General features: G+C 56.7%; 16 protein-coding genes. 7 read left to right on the top strand and 9 right to left on the bottom strand.

Annotated elements, in window-relative coordinates; translation table 11 throughout:
• Positions 1-2,854 precede the first annotated feature (2,854 nt).
• The 3 genes from C7G42_RS35955 to C7G42_RS35950 all read left to right on the top strand — a co-directional run bounded on the left by C7G42_RS35955 (position 2,855) and on the right by C7G42_RS35950 (position 5,253).
• On the top strand, positions 2,855-3,286 hold the full coding sequence (locus tag C7G42_RS35955) for a hypothetical protein (RefSeq protein ID WP_245428051.1): 432 nt from the start codon (positions 2,855-2,857) through the stop codon (positions 3,284-3,286).
• Positions 3,287-3,574: 288 nt separating this feature from the next.
• A complete protein-coding gene (locus C7G42_RS29445) occupies positions 3,575-4,036 on the top strand; it encodes an arsenate-mycothiol transferase ArsC (RefSeq protein WP_106952409.1) in 462 nt (153 codons plus the stop codon).
• Between the two features lie 686 nt (positions 4,037-4,722).
• Positions 4,723-5,253 carry a hypothetical protein gene (locus tag C7G42_RS35950; RefSeq protein WP_245428049.1) on the top strand — a complete coding sequence of 177 codons (531 nt, stop codon included), beginning with the start codon at positions 4,723-4,725 and terminating at the stop codon, positions 5,251-5,253.
• 522 nt (positions 5,254-5,775) lie between these two features.
• Here C7G42_RS35950 and C7G42_RS29430 read toward each other — a convergent pair.
• The 5 genes from C7G42_RS29430 to C7G42_RS29415 form a co-directional block, all read right to left on the bottom strand.
• Entirely contained in the window at positions 5,776-6,072 is a 297-nt protein-coding gene (locus C7G42_RS29430; protein WP_106952407.1) for a hypothetical protein, read from the bottom strand.
• A 438-nt stretch (positions 6,073-6,510) separates the two neighbouring features.
• The gene (locus tag C7G42_RS29425) at positions 6,511-7,107 is read right to left on the bottom strand and encodes a DsrE family protein (RefSeq protein WP_245428047.1); all 597 of its coding nucleotides are present in this window, start codon (positions 7,105-7,107) and stop codon (positions 6,511-6,513) included.
• 34 nt (positions 7,108-7,141) lie between these two features.
• Entirely contained in the window at positions 7,142-7,702 is a 561-nt protein-coding gene (locus C7G42_RS34905) for a hypothetical protein (protein ID WP_147250298.1), read from the bottom strand.
• The gene (locus tag C7G42_RS29420) at positions 7,699-8,718 is read right to left on the bottom strand and encodes a TAXI family TRAP transporter solute-binding subunit (RefSeq protein WP_106952406.1); all 1,020 of its coding nucleotides are present in this window, start codon (positions 8,716-8,718) and stop codon (positions 7,699-7,701) included. The genes C7G42_RS34905 and C7G42_RS29420 overlap by 4 nt, the downstream gene beginning before the upstream one ends.
• A gap of 123 nt (positions 8,719-8,841) precedes the next feature.
• On the bottom strand, positions 8,842-10,290 hold the full coding sequence (locus tag C7G42_RS29415; RefSeq protein WP_245428045.1) for a coiled-coil domain-containing protein: 1,449 nt from the start codon (positions 10,288-10,290) through the stop codon (positions 8,842-8,844).
• A gap of 1,993 nt (positions 10,291-12,283) precedes the next feature.
• On the opposite strand from C7G42_RS29415, the gene C7G42_RS34900 reads away from it, so the two are divergent.
• The 3 genes from C7G42_RS34900 (at position 12,284) to C7G42_RS29390 (ending at position 15,293) form a co-directional block, all read left to right on the top strand.
• On the top strand, positions 12,284-12,556 hold the full coding sequence (locus tag C7G42_RS34900) for a hypothetical protein (protein WP_147250297.1): 273 nt from the start codon (positions 12,284-12,286) through the stop codon (positions 12,554-12,556).
• A 555-nt stretch (positions 12,557-13,111) separates the two neighbouring features.
• Entirely contained in the window at positions 13,112-14,230 is a 1,119-nt protein-coding gene (locus C7G42_RS29395) for a serine/threonine protein kinase (RefSeq protein WP_106952402.1), read from the top strand.
• Between the two features lie 37 nt (positions 14,231-14,267).
• Positions 14,268-15,293 carry a nucleotidyltransferase family protein gene (locus C7G42_RS29390; RefSeq protein WP_245428043.1) on the top strand — a complete coding sequence of 342 codons (1,026 nt, stop codon included), beginning with the start codon at positions 14,268-14,270 and terminating at the stop codon, positions 15,291-15,293.
• A gap of 74 nt (positions 15,294-15,367) precedes the next feature.
• Here the strand turns inward: C7G42_RS29390 and C7G42_RS29385 are convergent, their stop codons facing one another.
• Entirely contained in the window at positions 15,368-15,751 is a 384-nt protein-coding gene (locus C7G42_RS29385; protein WP_106952400.1) for an H-NS histone family protein, read from the bottom strand.
• Positions 15,752-16,356: 605 nt separating this feature from the next.
• Here C7G42_RS29385 and C7G42_RS29380 point away from each other — a divergent pair.
• Complete coding sequence (locus C7G42_RS29380) at positions 16,357-16,725, top strand: H-NS histone family protein (protein ID WP_106952449.1); 369 nt, start codon at positions 16,357-16,359, stop codon at positions 16,723-16,725.
• Between the two features lie 67 nt (positions 16,726-16,792).
• Here C7G42_RS29380 and C7G42_RS29375 read toward each other — a convergent pair whose 3' ends face one another.
• The 3 genes from C7G42_RS29375 to C7G42_RS29365 form a co-directional block, all read right to left on the bottom strand.
• Positions 16,793-18,262, bottom strand: a complete 1,470-nt coding sequence (locus C7G42_RS29375; protein WP_106952399.1) for an exopolysaccharide biosynthesis polyprenyl glycosylphosphotransferase — start codon at positions 18,260-18,262, stop codon at positions 16,793-16,795.
• An 86-nt stretch (positions 18,263-18,348) separates the two neighbouring features.
• Positions 18,349-20,355: a DUF2339 domain-containing protein gene (locus tag C7G42_RS29370; protein ID WP_199581207.1), complete on the bottom strand. Its 2,007-nt coding sequence runs from the start codon at positions 20,353-20,355 to the stop codon at positions 18,349-18,351.
• A gap of 67 nt (positions 20,356-20,422) precedes the next feature.
• The gene (locus tag C7G42_RS29365; protein WP_106952398.1) at positions 20,423-22,762 is read right to left on the bottom strand and encodes an AAA family ATPase; all 2,340 of its coding nucleotides are present in this window, start codon (positions 22,760-22,762) and stop codon (positions 20,423-20,425) included.
• Positions 22,763-23,046 lie beyond the last annotated feature (284 nt).

Genomic DNA, 23,046 nt, shown 5'->3' with positions numbered 1-23,046 from the left:
CAGACAATGCGACCCGTTCACGACGCCGAACGCGGCGCGACGGAGGATGTGTCAAGCGTAACGGAGGCACACCGCGGGCGCTTCGCTCAGCTTCTTCGACCAGATCTCGAAGATCTTCCAACTCTGAGAGTTGAGAAATAAGTTCGCTAAGTCGTTCAGTGTAAAGGATTGCGCGAGAGCCTCGCATAAATGTCCTCCCAGCACAAAAAGCACTGTCCGGATTGGCGTCAGAGCAAATAGCGCCGATAGCAAAAGTGGAAGACTACCACCGGTAGATAGCAGATTTCAATACGTCAGGCTCACTGTCTCAGGTCCGTCTGCTTCAGTGCGGCCCATGACCGTTAAGGAAGGATCGAGCGATAACCTTGCATCACGCCCTCGTGAGGTCTGCAGTTTTCCAGTGGGCAGAGGACCCCAGCTTCAGGGTGGTGAAGCTGGAGCCGTTGAGCTGCCGTAGCGAAGCAGCTGCTTCCTCAATTCTCGCCAGCGATGACGAAGTGATCGAATAATGGATCACGCCCGCTGATGGCCCATTGCCTCGGTTGAGGTGCCCCTGGGGACGTAGCGCGATCTCCCGCGGCCCTCCCCAAGGGCGCCCTCGACAACACAGCCTTCTTAAAAGTGCCGGCTACTTACGTCGATGGGTGGCAGCATTCCAATAGAGCAGCCCTCATCGTTCCGGCCAAACCTGCAGACTGGCCCTGCTGATAACAGTTCCGGAGCACGTCCTGGCAATGGCGGATCAGGTAATTGAGCAGCCAATGACGAACTTCCGCTTTCGATGGGGGAGCCTGCGACCCGTCGGAAGGATGCATTGTCCCCGGTTCATGCTGGGTGCCATACGGCGGAGGCCGCAGCGGGAGGTTAAATCGCTGCGGTCCGCGCGTGGTCAAATAGCCGGGTGAGAAAGACCAAGTGAAATAAAACTTCTGCCCTAGCTCTGTCTTCTTTGCAGATGCAAATTCGGTTTAACCAGAAATTGTGGGTGTATTTGGTTCCGGGAGCGGAACCATCATGCTCTTCTGCTGCGCGCCAGAGCTTGGCGCGTGCGAAACCACGAACCTAAGCCATGAACCACGGGTGAGGTATAGACGTGGATCAAAATGATCAACGGGGCTCAAGCCTTGAATGAAATCGCACCCGAGCTTGAAAGGTATGTCGCGCTGTCAAACGTCTGGCCCGAGACATGGGGGTTTCTGCTCAGAGCGAGAGGAGCGCTGCACAGAGACGTAGACGTATAAGTCGCTTGTGTCATCAGTTCTCGCGTCCTCTTAACTCGCGAAGAGAAACGTAGGCTCGATCTGTTTCCGGGGTGCTTCGGCGCTTCAGCAAACGGTTTCGTTCACCGAGGTGATATTAACCGGCGGCCTAAGAGGATTTCGGGTGACTAAGCTCCTGCGGGTAATCGAGCGTAGCCCTCGGACGCAAAAGAGGCGCCCGTCGAAGACAATCAGTGCGTTCCAAGCGCGCTGATGTTATCGCGGCTCCGATAATACAAGGCCAATAAGCGACGACAAACGAGGCGCCTCGATACTTGGGGCCGCATGAAGGGCGCGCCTCGCAACCCTCAAAACGTGGAAAGACGCCAGTAGCTAACGAACGTCATTGTTCGAGTGCGGGCGGAAGAGCTAACAACGGCAAGCTTGAGCGGTTGCTCCGAAGCGCGTTGCAAGCGGGCGCGAGGGATGTGGGCGATTCGACGTGAAAAGCCGTGTGATGCAATCCAAAAGCCACAGTCGCTGGGAGACGGAGAATGGACAAGCTCTTGTGTATTGATGTCGGAAGGAGGCTCGCTTGGTTCGGTACAAGATTATCGAAATGTCGGGGATTCGAGTCTCTCTCGCGCGCTGCCACGTATCGCGTGAGCCTCAGGAAAGACCTCCCGCCTTTGAGTGCGGCGAGCTAGCCTCTCCCTTACCTCGAAGCCTTTCAAAGCTGCCTTGGGAGCAGTGACGCTGTGAAGTTCACTCCTTCAGGGCGGTCGAGCTGCGCGGGATTAGATCGTGTTTCGGTCACTCTTTGGGGTCTGCTCCTCCGCGTCGCTGCGACTGAGTACTCGGAGGCGAGTGCAATGCAGCTACGGCCGAGGCGTGTCGCTCCGCCTCCTGGACTTTAAGCCGCAGATCTTCCAGCTCTGACAGTTGACAAACGAGTTCGTTCAACCGCTGGACAAGAAGGATCGAGCGATAACCCTGCATCAACGCCCTCCTGAGTCTGCGGCTATCCAGACAGCAAAAGGACCCCAGCCTCAGGGCGGTGAAGCTGGGGCTATCGAGCTGCCTTGGCGAAGGCAGTCGCCCCTTTGGGAAGGGAACGGGAAAACTTGGTAATTGGCAAGTCGTTCCAAGCTGAGTAAAAATGAACCTTGATTGGGAAGGGGGAAAATCCTGGGACCCACTCCATTGCCCCACCTCAAATTTGCATCGGAAGAATTGGCAACAGCGGGCCCGTTCACTGCTTTGCCTCGAAAAATGTTAGCGGTCGTTGGGGCTGCCATCCCCCGCCGTTACCCTACGGCTCAATTCTTGGTCGTCTCCATGAGCGCGTGCGGTGGGGAGTGTGTCGATCGATAGTAATGTCGACCGATCGAAAGCGCAGCCTGAGGATATTAAAATAGATTGAAATACGGTATTTAATCTGATTTAATATTTAAGATATAAAAATCAAGACGGTGGTTTCAGGATTTTTGGAATCATGCCTCATTTTCCGTCCATCGTGCCCCATCCATATCCACGTGACGTCTATCTTGTGCTCGAGGATTATGGAGGTGGGCTCGGACGTGGCTGGAGCGAAACCTCCGAAGACGACACTGGTCGAGCGACGCTGATGCGCCAAATAACCGTAGAGATCGCGGATGAACTGCGTCGTTGCTTTGTCGAGTTCGATGACGTTACCCCAGCTGCGTTGGAATTCACTGAGAGAGTTGGAAGGAACTGACTGTGGTGCGCAGTCGTGCCTTGGTTTGGTTTGCGCGAACCTCACGAACTTTTCCGAGACGCGGATGATCAGCGGCAGCACGAACAAACAAGCGGTGCTGCATAAGGCCAACCCGTTAGTGTTTGGAGTTGCCATGTCGGTGGATTGTGGTCGCGCTGTCGAATGGGACGGAAAGATTCTGACTGGTTCGCTGGTCGTAAATGGCGTGGCCACGAAAGTGACTGCGGACCGGGCGACCATCCATGCGTATGCCGCGGGGTTTAGCGATGCGCTTAGTTGGGAGATTGATCGCTTTCGGACAGAAATCTTTGAAAAGCTGGTGCCATTCCTCGTTCGTCAGAATAGCTGACGGTAAGCTATGACCTCGCCGCGTGTCCCGGATTTTTCCGCGACGATGCTGATTGACAACGCCGGACGTCTTGTTCTCCATTTGCGAGATGACAAGCCCGTCACCGGGCGCCCTGGAGAATATCGGGGGCATGCGAAAGGTGTGCATTTGACTGCGCGGGATAAGCGCGTTCCGCCTAGATGTTACGGAAGGCGGGCTGTTGATCGTTGAAGCCGAGGAGTTGAGCGCAGTTGAGACAGCTCACGCCGGTGACGGCCGCCTCCTCGACCGTTTCCTTGGCCTCCCGAAATGACCGATGGCTGCAAGCAGGTTCTTTTTCTTTGTACAGGCAACTATTACCGCAGCCGGTTTGCGGAGGAACTGTTCAATCACCTTGCTGAACAAGAGGACTTGCCTTGGCGAGCATTCTCCAGAGGCGCTGCCGAAAGGCGGGCGCCGGAGAACACGGGATCCATCTCCCGCTTTGCACTCGAGGCGTTGCAAGCACTGGGAATTAGTCCGAGACGCGCCGATGAACTTCCGCAGCCGTGCACCTTAGCTGACTTCCGCCAAGCAGATATTGTCATAGGATTGAAAGAGGCGGAGCATCGATGGATGGTTGAACGCCGCTTTCCGGCCGTCGCGGACCGGGTCCTATATTGGCAAGTGGACGATCTCGACGTCGCCGAACCCTGCGATGCCCTGCCGCACGTGCAGCAACTGGTCACGAACCTGATTGGCGTGTTGCGAATGGATGACCCGCAGTCCTAAAGGCTTGCTGGTGAGCTCGAGGCAGCAATGGTCGGAGCCGCGGGGCAGTCTTCGCTCGATCGCGATGCGTCAAGGCCAGCGTTCTTCCTCGCCAGGATGTAGTCGAAGGCTTAGCGCAAGGCATTCAGTTCCTCGACCTTGCCCTCCATCCGTATTCCCCATGCGGAATCGTTGCGGTGATCTCAACGTCATGGCCGGCCGACACGCGCCAGCTGCCACCCCGAAGCACAAGGTCAGCGTCGGGGCGAGGGCAGAAGCATAGAGACGAAATGGCTGGCGCGCGTGTACCCGCAAATCTGAAACCAGTTGAGAGCGTGCGGCCCGATTCGGAAATGCAGACGATCTGACCCATCGGCCGTTTGCCCCCAAACTTTATACGGGCCCAAAGCGCTCACGATCCCGATCGTGATCGGCACGAGCGCGATCACCACCCACAAGGCGGGGCGAGCTGGAGGACAGGCCAACAATCAGGTATCATAACACCGATCCCCACGAGGGGCCGCCGAAATTGCGTAGGCATCCACGAACAACAAGGATCGCTCGCACAAACAGCACTTGAGGCAAATCGAAGCATTCCGCCCCGGATTTAATTCGTTCGTATTTAATTCAGTTTTTGTAACTTAATTTCGACAAATTACAGGCCGCTTTCTGCGCACCGGGGCAGGGCTATTAACCCGGAGTCCTGCATGTTAAATCGAATAGTCGTAGCTTTAGTGCTCGCTTTTGCGACATCCATTTCTTCTGAAGCACGCCCGTTGGGCGCCGCTTCGCCACCTGAATGCAACGTGATTATGCCATGCGACTTTTCATCCTCGCTGGTGCAAGCGCAGAGATACACGAGATCGGCACCGCGCCTGCAGCGAAGTGCTGTTGTTAGCCTACGGATGTCCGTGGCTGGCTCCGAGGCCTCAAGGACCGAGATCGTCAGCGGTCGTCCGGCCGGTTGTCCTCGATCGTTCTGTGGATGTGGTGCGGCGATACGAGTGTTCGGTCGCGTGATACCGGAACTGAACCTCGCGGCCAATTGGCTGCGCTTTCCCCGCACCTCTCCAGCACCGGGAATGGTTGCCGCGCGACGTGGACACGTTTTCGTCCTCGAACAGCACATCGCCGGTGACATCTGGAAGGCGTACGATGCCAACTCAGGTGGGCACGCAACGCGAATTCACCCGCGCTCCCTGCGAGGGTACATCATCGTCAACCCTCATGCGGCCTGAGGCCATCGCGCAGCCTTCCCATTAGACTTTCCTCGCCACGTTCCGGAGCATCCGGCACGCGGCTTCCGCCCAAGAAACAGGGCCGCAGTGGGTTTTGCTGCGGCCCAGAAGTCACAACGTAATTCTGCGCCGGCTGTTCTCGCAGTTTGTCCCGAGCATCGAGATTGATAGCTCCGCATTATGGTATGGAAAGCTTCAATGCAGCCAGGCCGTTCCATATGATCATTGGTGTCCAACGTCAGTACGATAGAATTTCGACGATGCGGTGCTTCATTGAGACCCGCGGCTTCCCCAAGATCGCTTTGATTTCTGAAAAGGTCAGGCGGAGACTTTGACCGTTCTCCGTTCGCAGCCGTTCATGCAATGGCTGGTAAATCGACGCCGGCATGCGAGCACTAGGTCGGCAAATTTGGCTGGCTGCCGGCATTGGAATAGCAGTCTGATGCATATTGGGCGCGGAGGCAAAAGGCATTATCATTGAGGTTTGCAAGACCTCGCGGAGCCTGACGCAGCGACGTTTCTTCAGTGTTCCCGTAGCTCTAGGTCTCTCAACAGCACGTGGAGAAAGTCGCTGGCGTGGTCATAGCGTTTACGACCATTCACGATATCGCCGGTGCGCGGCTCGCGTGTACTGGCGATGGTTTCCGCGTCGGGCAAATCAGCCTCGTGCGACCATCGCTGTAGCAGCCGATCGGGAATGTCTTCAGCGGATCCAAACAGCTTCAACACACGATATTCGCCATCGTGCTTGTGATCAGCTTTCGCATAAACCGCGAATAATCCTCGAAACCTATTACGGGAAACGTCAAGTTTTGCCATTCAACTTCCCCAAACGTAAAATTCGACTCGCTTTAAGTCTGGGAATTTGAAGCGTTAAACAAATAAAATCCAGCAAAATTTAATCAATTGCCGTCGAAAAAGAGGTCACTAGAACTGACGTAAATCGCACCGTGCCTCACAGCTCGCCAATCGACCTTAGCGGGCGGCCGAGCAGGATGGGCGGCCGCGGGCTGCCCCGCAAAATTGCTACCAAACCTCGCAAGTGACTGAGACAAACCGATGTTCACTCAAACCCTTTCCCGAAGTCGCTCTGTTAATCAGACAGTCGGTCTGGCGCTGTCCGGTGAACAGCGCGCGATAGATATGCCCCCGATCGAGGCCAGTTCAATTTGCAACGGCTGCGGCGACCCACGCGGATGGTGTCGCGACCGCAGGCCAGCACCTAGCCGCTCGATAGGCATTGTCTGGTCGCCATTTTCATGGCTTGACGTAGGTCCATCCCTGCTCCTGCAACTGCATCACCCTAACGACGCCCGACCTCACCACCTGAGCTTGGGCAACGATCGGAATGTCCTTATTTTCGACCTTTTGCATTTTCTCCTGCGTGTTCCCACAGGCTTTGAACGATACTTCCGGCGTGCTCAGAGCCATTTCCTCGATTCGCGCTTTCACCGGCGACGTGTCATCGCGGAGCATATGCAGGCCGGGGCCGAAGGTAATCACCTCAACCTTCACCGCTTCGCCAACCTCCTTGTAGTATTGCGTGACATTAAGTGCATTGTTCAATGCAAGGTTCATGGACGCTGAGTCGTTTGTGTTGACCTGAAGGATCAAGCGGTGCTCTTGCTTGGCGGCAGACGGTGGTGCGATGCGCGCCAGCTCGGTTCTTTTTTGCGTTCCGCTCCTTGCCGATGAATTTGCGTGCGTTCTTGCCGCGCCGGGCGTTGAGGCAGCAGTCACGCTGGTCTGTGCCGGGATAAGGCCAGCCTGCTGTGCCACAGAGCTAGACAGCCCAACCAGGAGCGAGATGATTGTCGCACTCATTGCGGCGGTGGTCTGCGAAAATTTGCTCATGAGGTTGCTTCTCCAAGCGAGTTGGGGTTCATCATCAATTCTTGGGCCTTGCGTATGTGCCTGGCCATTTGCACGTTGCCGCCATTTTTGCACGTACGCGGTCCATACCATCGAGAACGAACACTGCACTGGCGCCGGCCCCCGTCCGGCGTGACACATCCACCGAAAGTTGGCCGTGTTCAGGGAGTGTTTGCAAAAGGTGAACAACATCGCTTTTAAGCGCGACACCGCGCGCCGATGCAACGGTCGAGACCCGAAAAGGTGGATCATCATTGATGCGCAGGGAGAGGATATGGTCCCCGCCGCGGCCCGACAAGCTAGCTCCCTCAAGCAACACTTCGGTCAGGTCTCCTCGACAGCGTATCGACAGGCTCATTGCTGCGTCGGAACTGCCCCCTTGAGATGGTAGCGTAGCCTTGATGATCGAGGAATAATCAACTGGCGATGTGGTTTCGCTAATGATCCACGCCCAGCCTCCATTTGAGGGCCGATCAGAGACGCGAAGCGGCGCCATCAAATCCTCGGCGCCTCTGGCTCGAGCGAAGTCATTTGCGATCGCGAGCGTCCCGACGAGAGCGATGAGGGTGAACGTCATTGTGCCGCCTGGCTCGAACGCGGCAGACGATCGAGCCAGGCCTGCGCCGCTGGGAAGCGCGTCAGGCCAGGGACTGTCGCCGCCAAGTTGATCGACTTCCATTTTGGATCGAAGCCGGGCTCCTGCAGCTTGTCGATCCGCGAGAACAGGCGGTCAACAAAGCGCGCCACACGATGAAAGCGATTGGATTTGATTGGCCAATTGAAAGCGACCAGCACGGTTGGGACGGCAATAGTTGTCACGCGCTCCCCCTGCCTGATCAAGTTCGGGTAATCACCTGCGTCCAACCAGGATGGCAGATAATAGTCTTCGAACTTGCTCTCGTAGGGGACCGGCAAGAACTTGAAGCCGACATCCCAACGACCACGTATGAACGCATCCACCGGCTTCGATGTTATGAAAACGACGGCGGCCAGCTCACCCCTGCGCATTTGTTCCATCGCAACCTGGTGGGGGATGAATGCCTTATCGACCTCGATCCCTAGCCGGCTGAAAATCAGCGGGCCCGAATAAGCTGCGGCGGTACCCTGTGTGTTGAAATTGACCTTCTTTCCGACCAGATCACTCAAGCTCTGAATTTCGGGCCTGACGAATATGTGCAGTTCTGATGGAAACAGGTTGAGCACATAGGTGATTCGTCGCTGGATGTCCGGCACTTGGACCTTGTACTCGTCAAGTGCGTCGGAATTGATGATTGCTGCATCAATTCCCCGCAAATACAGCAGCGAATTGACGTTTTCGGTTGCGCCCCGAGTCACGATGGGCAGCACATGGAGGTTCGTTCCATCATCGGCCACTCGCGCCATTTCCGCGGCAAGCCTAATGGGAGCTCCTTCCAGCAGACCTCCGGCAATTCCAACAGTCCAGTCGTTCATGGCCGCGATTTCCGGCTTCGAATGATCCGCACGCGCCCGCTGAGTCTGCTGGGCCGTTGCCAAGCAACAGCTCATGATCAGAAGCGGAGCGGCTATCACGATGAGGAGAAACCAAGAGCGTATTCCAACCAGCTGCCTCATCGATCCGGCTCCCTTAGGAACGTCTATTCTGTTTTGTCCGCAGCGCTTTTCCTTCGACACGTAAGTTTAAGTTCGATTTGACTAGTCGATACAGCGCACGACCATTTGTCTGCACCAATGCTGCTAATGACCAAGTGCGTCGAACCGCTCCTTTGCCTCCTTGACCCCTCCGGCTGCTGCTCTCGCGTAAAGCTCGCGCGCCTTGGACGTGTCGCCGCGCGTTCCGCTCGCGCCCCATTTTGCAAGCAGGCCCGGATCATACGTCTCGGCGAGCGCGAAACTTGCCGGTGCGCTCCCTAATTCAGCAGCACGCTCCAGGACAACTCGTGCCGCCCCAATGTCGCCTTGTCGAAGCAATCCGGTTGAGCGAGCGATCAATCGCACGAGCTCGGCGGCTTGTTCGTTCCCGAGAACCAGGGATGGCGCCTTCGGCTCATCGGCTGTGACCACGGGCTCTCGCGCGGATTGCGGGGGCAGCGGCGGCGATCCCAGCAGCAGCGTTCGGAGCAGTTCCCTTGTTGGCGAATTGCCGGCTCCGCGTTCACCCGACACTTCGGCGGGTAGCCACGGTCCGACATTGGGGCGCGCTGCGGCAAGTTCTTGCTCATCTCGGCTGCTTTGGTGGCATTCTCGCCGGAGCTGCTCTTTTGACTGTTCGGCTCGATCATTAGTTGCCGCGGCTTGCGCTTCATACGCGAACAGCTTGGAACGCGCCAATGAGAGCTCTTGCGCCAGCGCGTTTGCTCTTTCGTGCTCCTCCCTTAATGATAGCATCAGTTTAGCCGAGGTATTCTCCGCTATTTGCTTGGTCTGCTTCGTTTCTTCGGTTGCCTTCGCGATCTGCTGGGATCGGTTGTCGAGCTCGATTTGCGTCGTCGCGAGCGTCTCCTCCAGCTGTTTGATACGATCGTGCTCCTGTCGAAGGCTTGCCTGTAGCTGAGCCTCCGCTGCCTCTTTTGCACTGATCTCTGCGGCTTGCCTGGTTACCTCTGCCGACTGGGTCTCCAGGTCGTGATGAGCGGCTGTCAGATTCTGCTTCAGCCGGTTTGCCCAATCTTTCTCCCGCTCGACAGCTTGTTGCAGCTCTCTCGGATCACTCTGTGCCCGGCGTTCGGTTTCGCGACCCTCGGTGCCAATTTCGCGGCTTAGCCGTGCCTGCACATCGAGATCGTTGCGCGCCTTGACAAGTTCCCGCTCCAGACGCTGCGTGTGCAAGCGCTCCTCCACGAGCGATTTCTGCAGCTTATCGGTTTCATTCTCGGTGGCCTCCGCAACGCTGCTCCATTGCTCGCGTGCATGCTGCAACAGCCCCAGCACAGTATCCTGCTCCCGGCGGCATGTTCGAAGGTCAGCAGCGAGGGCCTGTATCCTCTCCTGTTCTGTGGCGAGCACTTGCCGCGATCGCTCGCTATTGCTGATTGTGGCTTGTGCGAGCTTCAGGGGTGTCGTGTCGGCGGATGGTTTCAGCTGCGCCGCGCGCCACCCTCCCGAGCCGGTCGCGCCGCGCAAGTGCGTCGCCACGACATGGGCGTAGCTCGCCGGCCGATTTGGCTGCTGCGCGAGCACAGGCATGGTCAATACCGATATTACCGTCAGGACAGTCGGTGCAACCCACGCCAACCTTGTTGCGCAGGTGCGCGCACAGCTACGAACACAATCCACGGCAATCCACACGTCTGCGCGGCGAACGAGCGATCCAAGGCCCGACCCTGCCTGCATCGGCGCTTGTGCCCACATCCGCGACATTAATGCGTCAATCCGTTTCCCAATTTCTATTTATCCATATGCGAAATAAATCACATTATATTTTATTAAATTTTTTATATCAATAATTAAATTTTCGGCCGATGCAGCCGGTCGCTTGAGAAGGCGATGGTCCAATGCTCCACCAAATCCCTTCGCCGATCGTCGCGACTATCACGAGCGCATCTGTGCTGGCCTGGCCCAAGCAGGCGGCGCAGTGGCGGGCTCCAGAACTCAGCTTCGGCGAGAAGCTTCCAGCTTCGATCAGGATGACGCGCAGAAGTCTGCCGGCACAGCGAAGCCATTGCGCGCAAGCAGCGTATGGTCTCCATCCACTCCTCCCGTTAGTTTTCCCTCACCCAATGTTCTGTTCTGCGCCATATTGATTATGATTATACCCGATAACGAAATGTGCCTTTCGCTTGACAAAACCGAAAACAGGCAAAAAGTCAGCTTAAACCAACTCGGGTGCGGGACATGATCCGCAGCATGCCGCTCGAGGATGATCTCGGTCAGAGCCGGAAAGAGACGTTGGATTTAAGTACAGCACTTTTCTTGGCACAAAGCCTTCACGGGGGATCGGCTGCCTTGAAACTCTGCTGCGCGCACGCCTCATTGGGGAGCGCTCGGGTGGCTTGGAGCCGTGCCAAAGGGTTATTGGAGGCCTCAAGGTCGATCCGTGAAAAGATCGTCTTCGAGTTCGCTGAAATTACGCTCGCCGCTCGCCATCATTGTATCCGCGTGCGGCAACTCGTCCTAAACCGGGGCCTACGCATCCGTGACGCCGGCCCTAGTCTCGCTCTTTCTCCGAGGCTTCGCCCTTCCGCCCTTCGCACTTGCTCTCGTAGCCTGTGCAATTGGGCAAGCAAGCTAACGAGCTCCATCGCCGTTTGACGCAGAACAGCCAAGCGGCTGCAAACTCCACTACTCACTAAAATACCCCCAAACGGGCCCTTGCAGGATCAGCGATCGGAAGCGTTAGTTTGCGCCCATCTGCCGGTGTGACGCCTAATTTACGGTTCATGAGGGCGTCAGTTCGCTTCACGACGATAGGCCAAAATATTTCGCATCCCTCCAGTAAGCCCTGGCAAAAATAGCCGTCGAGACAGGAATCTGGATGAACGCTGCGCGAGGATTGAGCGCATCCAGTCCGTACCAAGACTAGTTCCCAGCCGGTTCGGCAAGCCATGCCGCAACAGGTCAACTCCGCACAAGGGGCGTCGAATGAGGCGGTCGGCCCAAATTCCTGTAATGCATGTCAGTTCGGCTCCGCGTCTGTACTGAAGCCCGCTACGCATCAACACAGCGGCGCTTCCTCGAATACCTCCCTGGGCCGCACGACCGGCTCATCGACCCGGGCCTCGCGAGAGAACCAGTTGTGATTGGCGCGACAGACTGGGCAAGCGGTAAAACACAAACGCTCCGCAGGAAAGCCTCACGGTCCGACCTAATATTAGTAGGAATCGCGCAACCGGTTTGCGGACATTTGACCGTGATCATTGCCATGCGAGCCTCCCTTGGAAATTATTCGTTGTCGAACGAAAGAGAACCGGCCGGCAGGAGCGCGTCGTCATCTCAGTGTGGGTTACTTGGGGGCATCGCGCACCGGGAGAGCTTGTTCGAGCAGGGCGGGTTGCTCGTGACGACGTTTTCGGATCGGCCGGACTCTGCTTGAGCGATCCTTGGACGCCGCCGCTCTTTGGCTCGGCAGCGCGGGCGTTGATTATGCGTCTCGCGAAAGCTCCTGGGGTGCCACTGAAATGGGTCAATCTGAGCGGGTGGGAGTTTTGCGCGTGCTATGCCGCTCGCGATGAAGACGATCATGTTGCTCGTGATGGGCAAATGCCTAATTCGATCAATCGGTTTGACTCCACTCTCGTCAGCGAAATATTCTTCGTTAAAATTTAATCCTGCAAAAAAGCCTTACGCTGTGGGTCTGGTTCGCGACCATCGTCAAATTTTATCTTTTGCTGTCCTGCACGCAGGAGGCCAGGAACATCGCGGCGATCTTTGGGACGCTGTTCTCGGCCTGCTGTTTATTTCGACGCAAGGCCCGCTCCTTGGTATTCGAATGGGGCATCCGGTTCAAACATGAAATAAATATTGATTATATTGAGATCATATAAATCTCGTTGAAAATTATTGTCAATGACGTAAGCTGTTTTCGTCATTTTTTTGGCTGGAGGAAACGATGCGGGAATCAGTCCAGAAGAAGCGCAACTCCACCTCGGCTGCGAAGCAGTTGGCTCAAATGCGCGAGAAACTAGCGAGCATCAGCGAAAGGGAGCGCGTTCTACGAGAGCGGAGTGCTGCTCGCGAAGTTTACCGCTATCTGCTAGACTCTCACCGGTTGACTGCGCCGGCGACCTTTCTCGCAGGACAAGTGTTGAATATTTCTCCATCTGGGGTGAACGAGGGTGGTCAGCTGGCGGCGTGATCTGGGGCCGTATGGTCATTCGAAACGAATCCCAGTCAGGCGATGTGCATCTGCACTGAAGGTGGAATTGCGCAGCTGTAGCACGGCGATCAAGCCGAATTTCCTCGACAACTCCGGCTCGTTTGAACGTGCCGCGGACAGGACATTGCAGGATGTTGTCGCCGCCGCGTCGACACAGCGGCGAAACAGATATCGTTGCTATCGGGCATAGCTATGCTGGAAAAAACATCGGCAGAGATGGTCGTGAGACCCGCCGCGGGTGCAGTCTTCGCGCTGGTGGACGGTCGATCAGTGCTTTTCAGCGAGACAAGGCAGAAGCTATATGAGTTGGACCAGCTAGGAGCATTCATTTGGTGCAAGTTGGCACAAGGCGCTTCTTTGGAAGACGTCCATCAGGAGCTTGAGCAGCTAGGCATTGGCGAGCGCGCAGCGCGCGAGTTCACGTGGCAGGCGATGAACGTCTGGATCGATCGAGGGGTGCTCGATCTCGATTGGCGAATGTCAGCCGGTTGTGCCTTCTCAACGGTTCTTGCCCAGCGCAGGATCAGCGTCCGGGCTGCAAATCGAGAGCTCTCGCAACAGTTGATTTCGCTATTTTGTGTTACGGACGACCGCGGCGGGGAGGAGGAGGAAATTGCGATCGAGACAATGATGCTCGGCGATCGAGTATTCTTCCGAGGGAATGACGCGAGCATCCAAAGATGCGAAGCCGCAGCTCTGGTCCCTACAATCAAAGCTCACATCACCGAGCGACTTATCCGAAGCAATCAGTCGGCTATCGCGCTCCACGCCGCTTCTCTTGCAAAGTGCGGCATGGGCTTGCTGCTGTGCGGCCAACCGGGAGCCGGCAAGTCGACTCTTGCACTAGAACTGGTAGACGCTGGATTTCAGTATGCCGGCGATGACGTTGCGCTGATTGGGGCGGACGGAACGATCTGCGGCATTCCATTTGCCCTCACCCTCAAGCAGGGATCGTGGCGGTTGCTGTCCCGACTGTATGGCGATTGGAACGACGTGACGCACCGCCGGTCCGATGGCGCCGAAGTGCGGTATTTGCCGATTCCGGATGCGCACAACGGGAGCCTCTCTGCCAACTGGATCATCTTTCTGAACCGGGTTGCAAGCGGCCCCGCCGAGCTGACCCCCCTGGATCAGCTTGATTCGATCAAGCGGCTCATTGATGGCGCTTTTGCCGCAGACGGGAAGCTGTCGCAGTCCGGCTTTTTTGCTTTGAAGCGGATCGTTGCGGGCGCACGATCGTTTCAACTCGTCTATTCGGAATCGGCGCAGGCTCGCCAGCTGCTGATGGATTTGTGCAATGACAAGGCATAGTGCGGCACTCACAAGCCTATGCAACTGCTTGCGAGGCTTGCCGCCCGTCGAAGTGGAATGGACCTCCGTCATCGGGCTCGCAAACCAGACGTTGACGACGCCTGCTCTCATTGACTTCGTCGAACAATTTGCATCGGTGTTGCCGGAGGACGTGTGCACCTATATCCGCCAGATCCATCGCCGAAACGTGCTGCGCAACGACCGGTTGGCCGGTCAATTGGAAGAGGCTGTCATTGCGATGAACGGCCATGGAGTTACGCCGGTGTTGCTCAAAGGTGCGGCAACGCTAGCCACGGCACCTGTCGAGCGGCGAGGAGTTCGGCTGATGTCCGATCTGGACATCATGGTCGTGCCGGACGAAGCTGAAAGTGCGGTCGCCGCTCTGGGCGCAATCGGCTATGAAATTCATAATCAAGCGCGCCCCGAAAGCCGGAGGTGGTATGTCGAGCTAAGTCGACCGCGGGATGTCGGAACCATCGATCTGCAGCGGGCCGCCCCAGGCCCCGCGTACCTCTATGCTGGCCCCGGACACGCCCTGAACCATTGCGTCCCCGCGCTGCTGGGGCGGGGGCGCGTGTACGTCCCGACGCCCACCTATCGAGCGCTGATGTTGATCATCCACGATCAGTTTCAAGACTACGGCTACTGGCTTGGCGAACTCGATCTGCGGCATCTGGTTGAGTTGCGCGACTTGAACGATTCCGAAGGGCTGGACTGGCAAGAACTTGCCTCTCATATCTCGGGCGAACTGATGAGAAACGCGGTAGAAACCCAACTGCTCGCCCTTGCTGCGCTGCTTGGGGTCGATATCCCGCGCTCAATGCGCACCCGGTTGATTCCTCATCTGCAGGTCATGCGACAATTGATGCAGGCGCGGTTTCCGGCCACACGTGTGCCGTTGCTCGTAATGACGGTCCTGGACCTCAGAAATTACAGGAGGGAGGCGACCTCTGGCTACACGCCAATCGGCACGCGCCGGCCTGGCTTGTGGTCCCTGCCAAGAACAGACACCTTACAGTTTCTGTTGAGGGCAGCCACCGCAGTTCGTGTCGGAAAGGTTTAAATCTAACAACGCTCGCACGAGCGCCTTGGCAGCCAAACAGTTTCGACAGCCAGCATTTCTGCAGTTGCGCGGAGCTAATGACCCTGTCCACCGGCATTCCGATCGGACGACTCGTCGTTCTCGCGAATTCTGAACTCTTCGAGCGTGTGCCCCAATTGGAGCGCGGCAACTAGCCAGCGAGGCTGTTTTCCACGTCCCGACCAAGTCTCGGTCGGGTGGAGTGGATTGATATATTTCGGCACGACCTTCGGGTATTTGCGGCGCGGTGGCTGGTCCGTTTCATCCTGGGCCGCCCCGCTTTTAGCTGGGCTAAATTGATCCGGTTGGTTGAGTTGTGCAAGACGTTTCTCGAGCTCCCGCTTCTCGACTGTGATCTTTTCGGCAAGTATCTTCGTCAGCTCTTCGTGGAGCATCCAGAGTTCCTCGAAATTCATGGCTTCGAGATCTTGCCGACGCATAGCATTCTCGTCACCGTTCGACTGAAGCCTGATCCATCCGTGAGTGTGGACCAAAGTCAGTGGTTAAATCGAAGCGATAATATAATATATATGGTTAAATAATTTATTGCGAGGGTTATTTATTAAATGAAGAAGATTAACGGTTTGCTGCAGCGGGGAAATGGGAGACTGATCGGGCTACTACTTAAGGCGCCCCAGGATATAACCGGAGATCCCTCTCCGTCGCACCGTCTGGCATTCGAGACCGATGGCCCATAACGAGCTCCGGCGACCAGCGCTAAGGGAAATTGAGGGTAAACCCGCCAGCCAACCTTATTCCTGGAGAAAATACCGCCTTGCAGCTGCCGGTATGACCACTTGATGTGGTTCTCGCCGCGTCGGGGGTCGCTTGAATGGCTCCATGACCGCTCGCGGCGTGAATTCACCCATCCACATCTCAACTGTGCGTAAATTTCATTTTTCGGCTTGATTAGCTGGTGCAACGCATTTATCTGGAACGCGAAGTTAGGCTTGGGTCCGTCTATTTTCTGGTAAAATCGAGTTCGCCGTCTTGATTAATGCTGATCTGGGGCAATATTAACCTGGGCGCAACTACAGGTGCAGATATGTCGGCTAAGAAACTCCAATTAGAATCAATGTCACTTGACGATCTCTGGTCGCTCCATGAGGAAATTAGCGGGATCTTATCGGATCGGATCAAGGCAGAAAAGCACGAACTAGAGAAGCGCTTGGCGGTTCTCGGGGGGGGGATGGCTGTTTCGGCGGACGCGAGCGGATCGGGCGTGTCTCCGAACGCCAAAGTGAGACGCAAGTATCCGCGAGTGCTGCCGAAATACCGGAACCCTCACACGTCAGAGACTTGGTCGGGGCGCGGCAAGCGGCCGCGGTGGTTGGTTGCTGCCGTGAAGTCTGGCCGTAGGATCGAGGACTTTCGTATCGGAGATGCGAGTCCGAAGCTTCGTCAGCGCGCGTGACCTAATCGGCACTGATCGATGGGATGGTTGCGGTCAATGGCCGGCGCAGCGCCGTGATCCTGTACGCCTAATAGGCGTTGCGTCCCCGCAGCACTTCGATGGGAGTTCGCAGCAGGATTACAAGATCAAGCCGAAGGCTCCAGTTGTCGATGTACCAGAGATCGTATTGTACTCTTGTTTCGACCGTGATGGCTGTGGGGGTCGGACCGCGGCAACCATGGACTTGGGCCCATCCGGTCAATCCTGGCTTGACCCTGCGGCGAAGGGCATAGCTCCGCACGAGCTTGTCGAATTCTCCGTCGTGAGCCAAGGCATGAGGACGCGGACCCACCAGCGACATGCTGCCGTCGAGAACATTCAGCAACTGTGGTAGTTCATCGAAGCTTGTTCGACGCAGCCATTTGCCGACACGGGTGACGCGTCGGTCGATGGGATTGGCCTGACGGATCGCGGGCCCGTCCTCAAGCACATGCATCGTCCGGAATTTGCGGATCAGGAAGATCCGGCCATTAAAACCACAGCGTTGTTGCCGAAAGAATATGGGGCCGGGCGAATCCAGCTTGATCGCAAATGCGGCGATCACAAGCAGCGGGGCAAATATCGTCAAGGCGAGCCCCGCGACGAAAAGATCAATCATTCGCTTGGTCGCATAGTCCAGCGGCGTAAGAGGACCACGCTGGAGTTCAACACAAACGGTACTTCCAAGACTTCTCGTAGGATGTCTCAGCAGTTCGGATGTCGTACCGACCGGCACAAACACGACTGGCAGCGGCAAGACCCGCAAGGCGGCAACGAAGGCCCGAAGTTCGGGCCATCGTTCCGGGTTCGCTTCCACCACCACCTGGTCGAACTCGGAACTGCGAATGTAGTCAATCACGCTAGCAGTAAGCCGCCTTCGGTAGGCAGGACCGAAGCCGATTGGGGGCAAGCTGAACCGGCCTCGGACACAATAACCATGCATCGCCAGCGTTTCAGACAGTCCGGCGTTTTTCGATGGCGGCTGGTCACTGATCAGAACAATGTTTGTGGTGGCGAATCTTCTGCCGCTCAAGCCTCTACCCAGAAGTGCTCTCACTCCCCACCGCTCGGCGAGAAGCAAGCCTAGGCCCAGGACAGCGAAAAGTGAGCCTGCTTGGTGAGAAGAGCCGGAACCAATTGCAAAGCCGTACCCGGCCCATATCAAGAGCAACAATGACGCCCATGCGATCCAGACGGCGCGCACCTGACTTCGGAGGACAAGGAGCTCAGCTGGCCGATAAAGGCCGTGGTGCTTCAACAGACAAACAAGACATGCTGCGCTCACTAGCGCCAAGCCAAGTGCGTTGCTTAGGTCGCCTGCAGCCCACCCATTCTGAGCTTGGCACAGCCACGTCGAAATGACGCTCGCAAAAACAATGGTCGCAACATCCGCACAGAGCGCCATATATTCGATTGAGTCGTAACGGAGAGGCCATTTGTGTTGGCGAGATGCTATCGGCCCGGGATTGACACGATCCGTAACCTCCCGGTCGGGGAAATGTCGGTTCACGAAATTCATTGCGTGGACACCAGCGATTTAATATTTATTATATTATTTAATTAACCTATTATCAAGAAAAATCTCGGTTTAGTCGTTTAATGATTCTATCGGGATCCCTGCCGAGAGTTTCGGGCGCGCATGTTGTCGAGGTAGGTCGGATCGAGCTCCGAAATCAGGTTCTCGAGATAGATCTTCCCCTCCGCCGAGGCTGCTCGGTACGCGGCCACAAGCACAGGTCTGATAGCAGGTCGACGCGTAACGACGAGGCTGACGTCCCGCTTGATCAAGTCTCGGAATTCAAGCTCCCGTACCACGGCATCTGTAGCGAGCGCGACGGATAGCCTTAGCGGAAGCAGATCCAGATCATTCGGCGCAGTATAGTATGACATCTTGAGCATGGCTGCCGTCTGGATCGAATTCTGTTTCGACGCCGCCGCGAGCATGAGCCAAATGTCGCCACGGAGCGGCGACGAGCGTAGCGCGCGGGCAAACGCATTCGACGCTGCCGGAACTTCTGTTTTTTGCTCGTCCGCGGCGAGAGCTGGATCTTTACGGGTTCGTGATTCCCCTCGGATACGAAAGTCTTCATGCGCTGCCGCAACCGAAACTGGTTTCGAGATCTCGTTCGGCCATCCTGCTGCAGCCGTAATAGCTGCCGATAAAGAAGACTGGCCTCCGAGATACCACCCAGGGAGGATCATCCATAGCGTCGGTACGATCAGCGCTATTCCAAGCACCGCCAGGGCCACGCGCGGCCAAAGGGTGACAAACGCTGGCGCAAGCTCCGGACGAGATGCCGGAACTGGACCCGCCATCCGGGCCGAAGCCTCTTTCGATTCCCAGGACATGGCCTCACGGCCCGCACCGGAGACGCTTTGACCGAACGCCAGCCCAAAAAGCGCAGCGATCAAAAGCGATGCGCTCAAATTCAGAATTCCATTGTCGGCAAAGGCCAGTATGGTCAGTGCGATCGAAGCACCGGCGCCCAGGGCTGGGTAAACGTAGTCGTAAGCTCGCGCAAGAGAACGCCTGATCAGAATACAAGCGCCGAGCATCGCTATAACTACAAGGCCGCAAAGGAACGCCCAGCCCATGTCTATAACCATTGCGGCGGCAGCCGTTGGCCTTTCTCGCGGGGCGCCGATTCCAATGTCGCGATAAAGCGGCAAAAGGACCGTCGAAGCGCCGGCGCCGGACCCCGCCGGCCTGACGTCCTGCAGCATCCGTTCTGTCGCGATCTGACTGCTCGTTGACAAGGCGATCGTTACATCGGTGTTCGTCCTAAACGGAATGACCGTTACGCTGGCAATAAAGAATATTGCGGCGGTTGCGAAAACGCCAGCGGTACCCCACAAGCCTAAGAACCACCTGCGAATAGCGAAAACCGAGAGCAGGATTCCTGATCCGACGAGGGCGGCGACGACGGCGGCGGAGTTGGTCGGAATGAGCAGCGCGCCCAAGCAGACAATCATTGCGATGGTCGCGCCGGACAGAGCAAGGAACGGAGCTGGCGCAATTGTTCCTGGCCGACTGTGCCGCGCTATTTGATCGGCCGCGCGTATTGCCGTCGCGCAGGAGAGCAAGACGCCGAGCACTGCGACGGTTGAACCATCGGGCCCGGCGACACCGGCAGTTTCCTTGCCGAACCACATGGCCGTGGCAATCGTGGCTATCGCCAGTAGAATATGCAGGACTCGCGCTGCGCGATAACGGTCAAGCGTGATGACCGCAGTGACGAGGGCCGTGGCGAGCGCAGTGCAATACTGCGCGAGCGAGAGCATGGTCGCCCCCATATCGACTGTGATTATTTCGGCGAGGGGCGCGCTTAAGGCCGCCGAAGCAGTTGCCCAGATGGGATTGCCGAGCGTGTCCATAGGCATCGGCATCGCCTGTAACGCCATCCAGAGGGCCGGAGCCGCGAGCACAACGGCGGGACCAGGCCGGAGCAGCTTGGCGAGCCCGAGGAAGGAGGGCGATGGGAAGATCGCTACAACCAGCGCGGCTGTTGCTAGTATGAATGATGCCAGGCCCAAGCTTTGCAGGCTTTCCGGCATTGCGAGCGCCGCGGTGATCGCCACAAACTCGGCTAACATGACAAGCCGGATCATCATGTAAACCCCATCGTGTGGTGCGGCCACTCCGCTGGCCGGAGAACGTGCAGGCCGCTACGAGACAGCCTCAAGAGCCGGAAAGGCCATAACGGATGTAGTGGCTGTCATGATAGTAATAGCTCCGATGACCGTCATATCGAGCCATTGCCTTGGTATCCGTTTTGCTGAGAACTGCCCCAATCAGCGATTCATGAATGTTGGGTGCCGTGTGCAGTGCATGCTGCACGACATCGATTTTGGTCCGGCCCCATTCAACAACGAGAATGTAACAGTCGATTAGAGACGAAGTGGCTCGGACATCTACCAACGGGGTCAGGGGAGGAAGGTCGACGATGACGTAGTCATAGTCAGCTCGCAAACGGTCGAACAGCTTGCTTATCGCGTCGGCGCACAGAATTTCGCTGGTGTGAAGCAGGGGTCCCCGCCGCACGGCGGGTAGAAATGCAAGGTTGGTCGTGGGATCGCGCCAAATTGTGTCCGCTAGGGATCGGCTGCCGTTTGCAACTTCGATGATTCCGTTGGCAGCCTTGGGCGCAAAGATCGCTGATAGCGAGGGATTCCTGAGGTCGCAATCGACGATGATAGCCTTCTTGCCGGTGTGCCCGATCAATTGCGCGAGCGAGGCTGCAATCGTGGTCTTCCCCTCATTCGGCAGGGCCGAGGTAATACCGATGACCTGGGAGGAGATTTTCGCAGGATTGTGGTCGATGGCTAGCTTGATCGATCGAATTGCCTCAGTATATCGAGATAGCGGCATCCCGACCACTGTCCGATGAATTGCCGTTGGAGACTGAACTATCCGTTGTTGAACATCATCATCGGTTGGCCGGGAGCGAACTGGTAGCTTCGCGGGTTTGCGGGCCGGCAACAAGGGGACCAAGGATAGGCAAGGCAATTCCAGTACAGTTTCCACTTGCGAAGAGGTACGAAAGACGCGGTCCATGAGATCTCTGAGCAGCGCCAAGCCGATGCCCAGCGCGAGACCGCCGAGGATGCCGAGCGCCAGCACCAACCTTGTCTTAGGCTTGCTCTTGCTCGGCGGCGGCGACGCGGGAAAAAGTACCCGCGTTTCCGAGATGGGGAATGTCTCCTGCTGTGCGGAGCCCATGTAACGCTGCAGGAAAGTCTCGTACAAGCTACGCAGGCCCTTTGCCCGGCTGTCCAAATCCTTGATAGTCAGCTCGGCAGAATTGACTGAACGGGACTGCGAAACGGCTTTGGAGAGCTGCTTTTCGATTTCTTCCTGCCGCTGTTTGGCGAGCTCGAATTCGCTTCGGCTGACTTCGGCAAGTCTCTTGACTTCGTCGAAAATGGAGACGCGAAACTCCCGGATGCGGTTACGGATATTGACGACTGCCAAGTGGTCGCGACCGACCCTGGCCGTCAACTCGGCCTCACGTCTTGTCAGTTCTAGATACTGTTGGCGTAGCCCCGTGATGATCTGACTGTTCATCGCGTCGGCCCCGACAGCATCCAGATTGTTCATCGAGGACGGCTTTGTCGGATCGGAGGCAAGGAGAGATTCATACCTCGCCAACTTGGCCGTGGCCTCAGAGGTCTGGGCGCGTGCGGCAGCCAGTCGATTGTTGATTTCTGTGATCTGCTGCTCGTCGATGGGCTTTCCGTCCAAGGAAACGATATTGTTCTGGGCTTTGTAGACGTCGACGGCACGTTGTGCGGCGAGGGCTTGGTCACCGAGATCGCGCAGCCTCTCCTGCAGCCAGGTTGTTGCCCTTCGATTGGCATCGAATTTTGCATTGAGCTGGTCCGCAACATAGGTATTGGCTACCGCGTTGACGATCTCCGCGGCTCGGGCTGCGCTGCTCGAATTGAAGCTGATCTCAATGACGTTGCTATACCCGATACGCCCTGCCGAAAGTCGGCTCAGAAACGCGTCTACGAGAGTGTCTGATGATTCGGCGGCCTTCGTCTCGGGCGGGCTATCCTTCCTCGATCCAGTCGAGGCCCATGACCGAATTCGCTGCCAGAGCGACTGTAGAGATAGCCCTGACGCATTAAAGTCTGGATCGTCCACCAGTTTCAACTGGTCGATTACCGCAACCGCAGTGGCCTTTGATCTCAGGAGCTGAAGCTGGGTCTCGATTTGACTGAGATCGAAAGCCGGCTCGGCGAGGAGTGATTGCTGCTGGACAAATTGGGGCCTTGGATTAGCCAAGAGGATCTGAACCTGCGCCGTATAGGTTGGAGACACCAACCGCAGATAGAGCAGGCTGGCCGCAGTCATGAGTCCCGCGGCGACAAGAATTACGAGATATTGGCGCCGTAGAAGCCCGATCGCGAAATTGATGACGTCGCTTATTCCTCCACCGTCTGCCGGGGCGGGTTGAGCCAGCCCGTTCACCGGCAGCCGCAGTCTATCCGTGTGTTGAAGATTGTTCTGGAGCATCACGTACCTGTCCGACGGTGGGTCACGTTGGGGCCGCCGCCCGCAGACCAACGTTCAAGGAGAACGTGCGGGCGCTGCGAGATTATATATATTAAAAAAACATGCTTGCCAAATTAAATAAATCATATATTAATTGGATCGCGGCAGAAAATAAGGATGAGGCCGCCACCTCGACGCGCGATCGGCAAAATAGATGATTTTTCAGAAGTTTATGGTCTGGTTGATGCGTGCATGGAAAATAATGTGAGCGTTTATAGATGAGTTGGCGGACGAAAAATTAATTC

It is taken from the genome of Bradyrhizobium sp. MOS003, assembly GCF_003020125.1.
Lineage (GTDB): Bacteria > Pseudomonadota > Alphaproteobacteria > Rhizobiales > Xanthobacteraceae > Bradyrhizobium.
Note: the sequence above shows the minus strand (reverse complement) of the source record. Positions and strands in the feature narration are given on the sequence as shown.

Excerpts from the sequence above, each read along its gene's own strand:
- C7G42_RS29445 (WP_106952409.1), top strand. The coding sequence starts at position 3,575 with ATGACCGATGGCTGCAAGCAGGTTCTTTTTCTTTGTACAGGCAACTAT.
- C7G42_RS29415 (WP_245428045.1), bottom strand. The coding sequence starts at position 10,290 with ATGCCTGTGCTCGCGCAGCAGCCAAATCGGCCGGCGAGCTACGCCCAT.
- C7G42_RS29370 (WP_199581207.1), bottom strand. The coding sequence starts at position 20,355 with ATGATGATCCGGCTTGTCATGTTAGCCGAGTTTGTGGCGATCACCGCG.
- C7G42_RS29430 (WP_106952407.1), bottom strand. The coding sequence starts at position 6,072 with ATGGCAAAACTTGACGTTTCCCGTAATAGGTTTCGAGGATTATTCGCG.
- C7G42_RS29380 (WP_106952449.1), top strand. The coding sequence starts at position 16,357 with ATGTCGGCTAAGAAACTCCAATTAGAATCAATGTCACTTGACGATCTC.
- C7G42_RS29385 (WP_106952400.1), bottom strand. The coding sequence starts at position 15,751 with ATGCGTCGGCAAGATCTCGAAGCCATGAATTTCGAGGAACTCTGGATG.
- C7G42_RS29375 (WP_106952399.1), bottom strand. The coding sequence starts at position 18,262 with ATGAATTTCGTGAACCGACATTTCCCCGACCGGGAGGTTACGGATCGT.
- C7G42_RS35950 (WP_245428049.1), top strand. The coding sequence starts at position 4,723 with ATGTTAAATCGAATAGTCGTAGCTTTAGTGCTCGCTTTTGCGACATCC.
- C7G42_RS35955 (WP_245428051.1), top strand. The coding sequence starts at position 2,855 with ATGAACTGCGTCGTTGCTTTGTCGAGTTCGATGACGTTACCCCAGCTG.
- C7G42_RS29365 (WP_106952398.1), bottom strand. The coding sequence starts at position 22,762 with ATGCTCCAGAACAATCTTCAACACACGGATAGACTGCGGCTGCCGGTG.
- C7G42_RS29420 (WP_106952406.1), bottom strand. The coding sequence starts at position 8,718 with ATGAGGCAGCTGGTTGGAATACGCTCTTGGTTTCTCCTCATCGTGATA.
- C7G42_RS29425 (WP_245428047.1), bottom strand. The coding sequence starts at position 7,107 with ATGAGCAAATTTTCGCAGACCACCGCCGCAATGAGTGCGACAATCATC.
- C7G42_RS29395 (WP_106952402.1), top strand. The coding sequence starts at position 13,112 with ATGCTGGAAAAAACATCGGCAGAGATGGTCGTGAGACCCGCCGCGGGT.
- C7G42_RS34900 (WP_147250297.1), top strand. The coding sequence starts at position 12,284 with ATGTTGCTCGTGATGGGCAAATGCCTAATTCGATCAATCGGTTTGACT.
- C7G42_RS34905 (WP_147250298.1), bottom strand. The coding sequence starts at position 7,702 with ATGACGTTCACCCTCATCGCTCTCGTCGGGACGCTCGCGATCGCAAAT.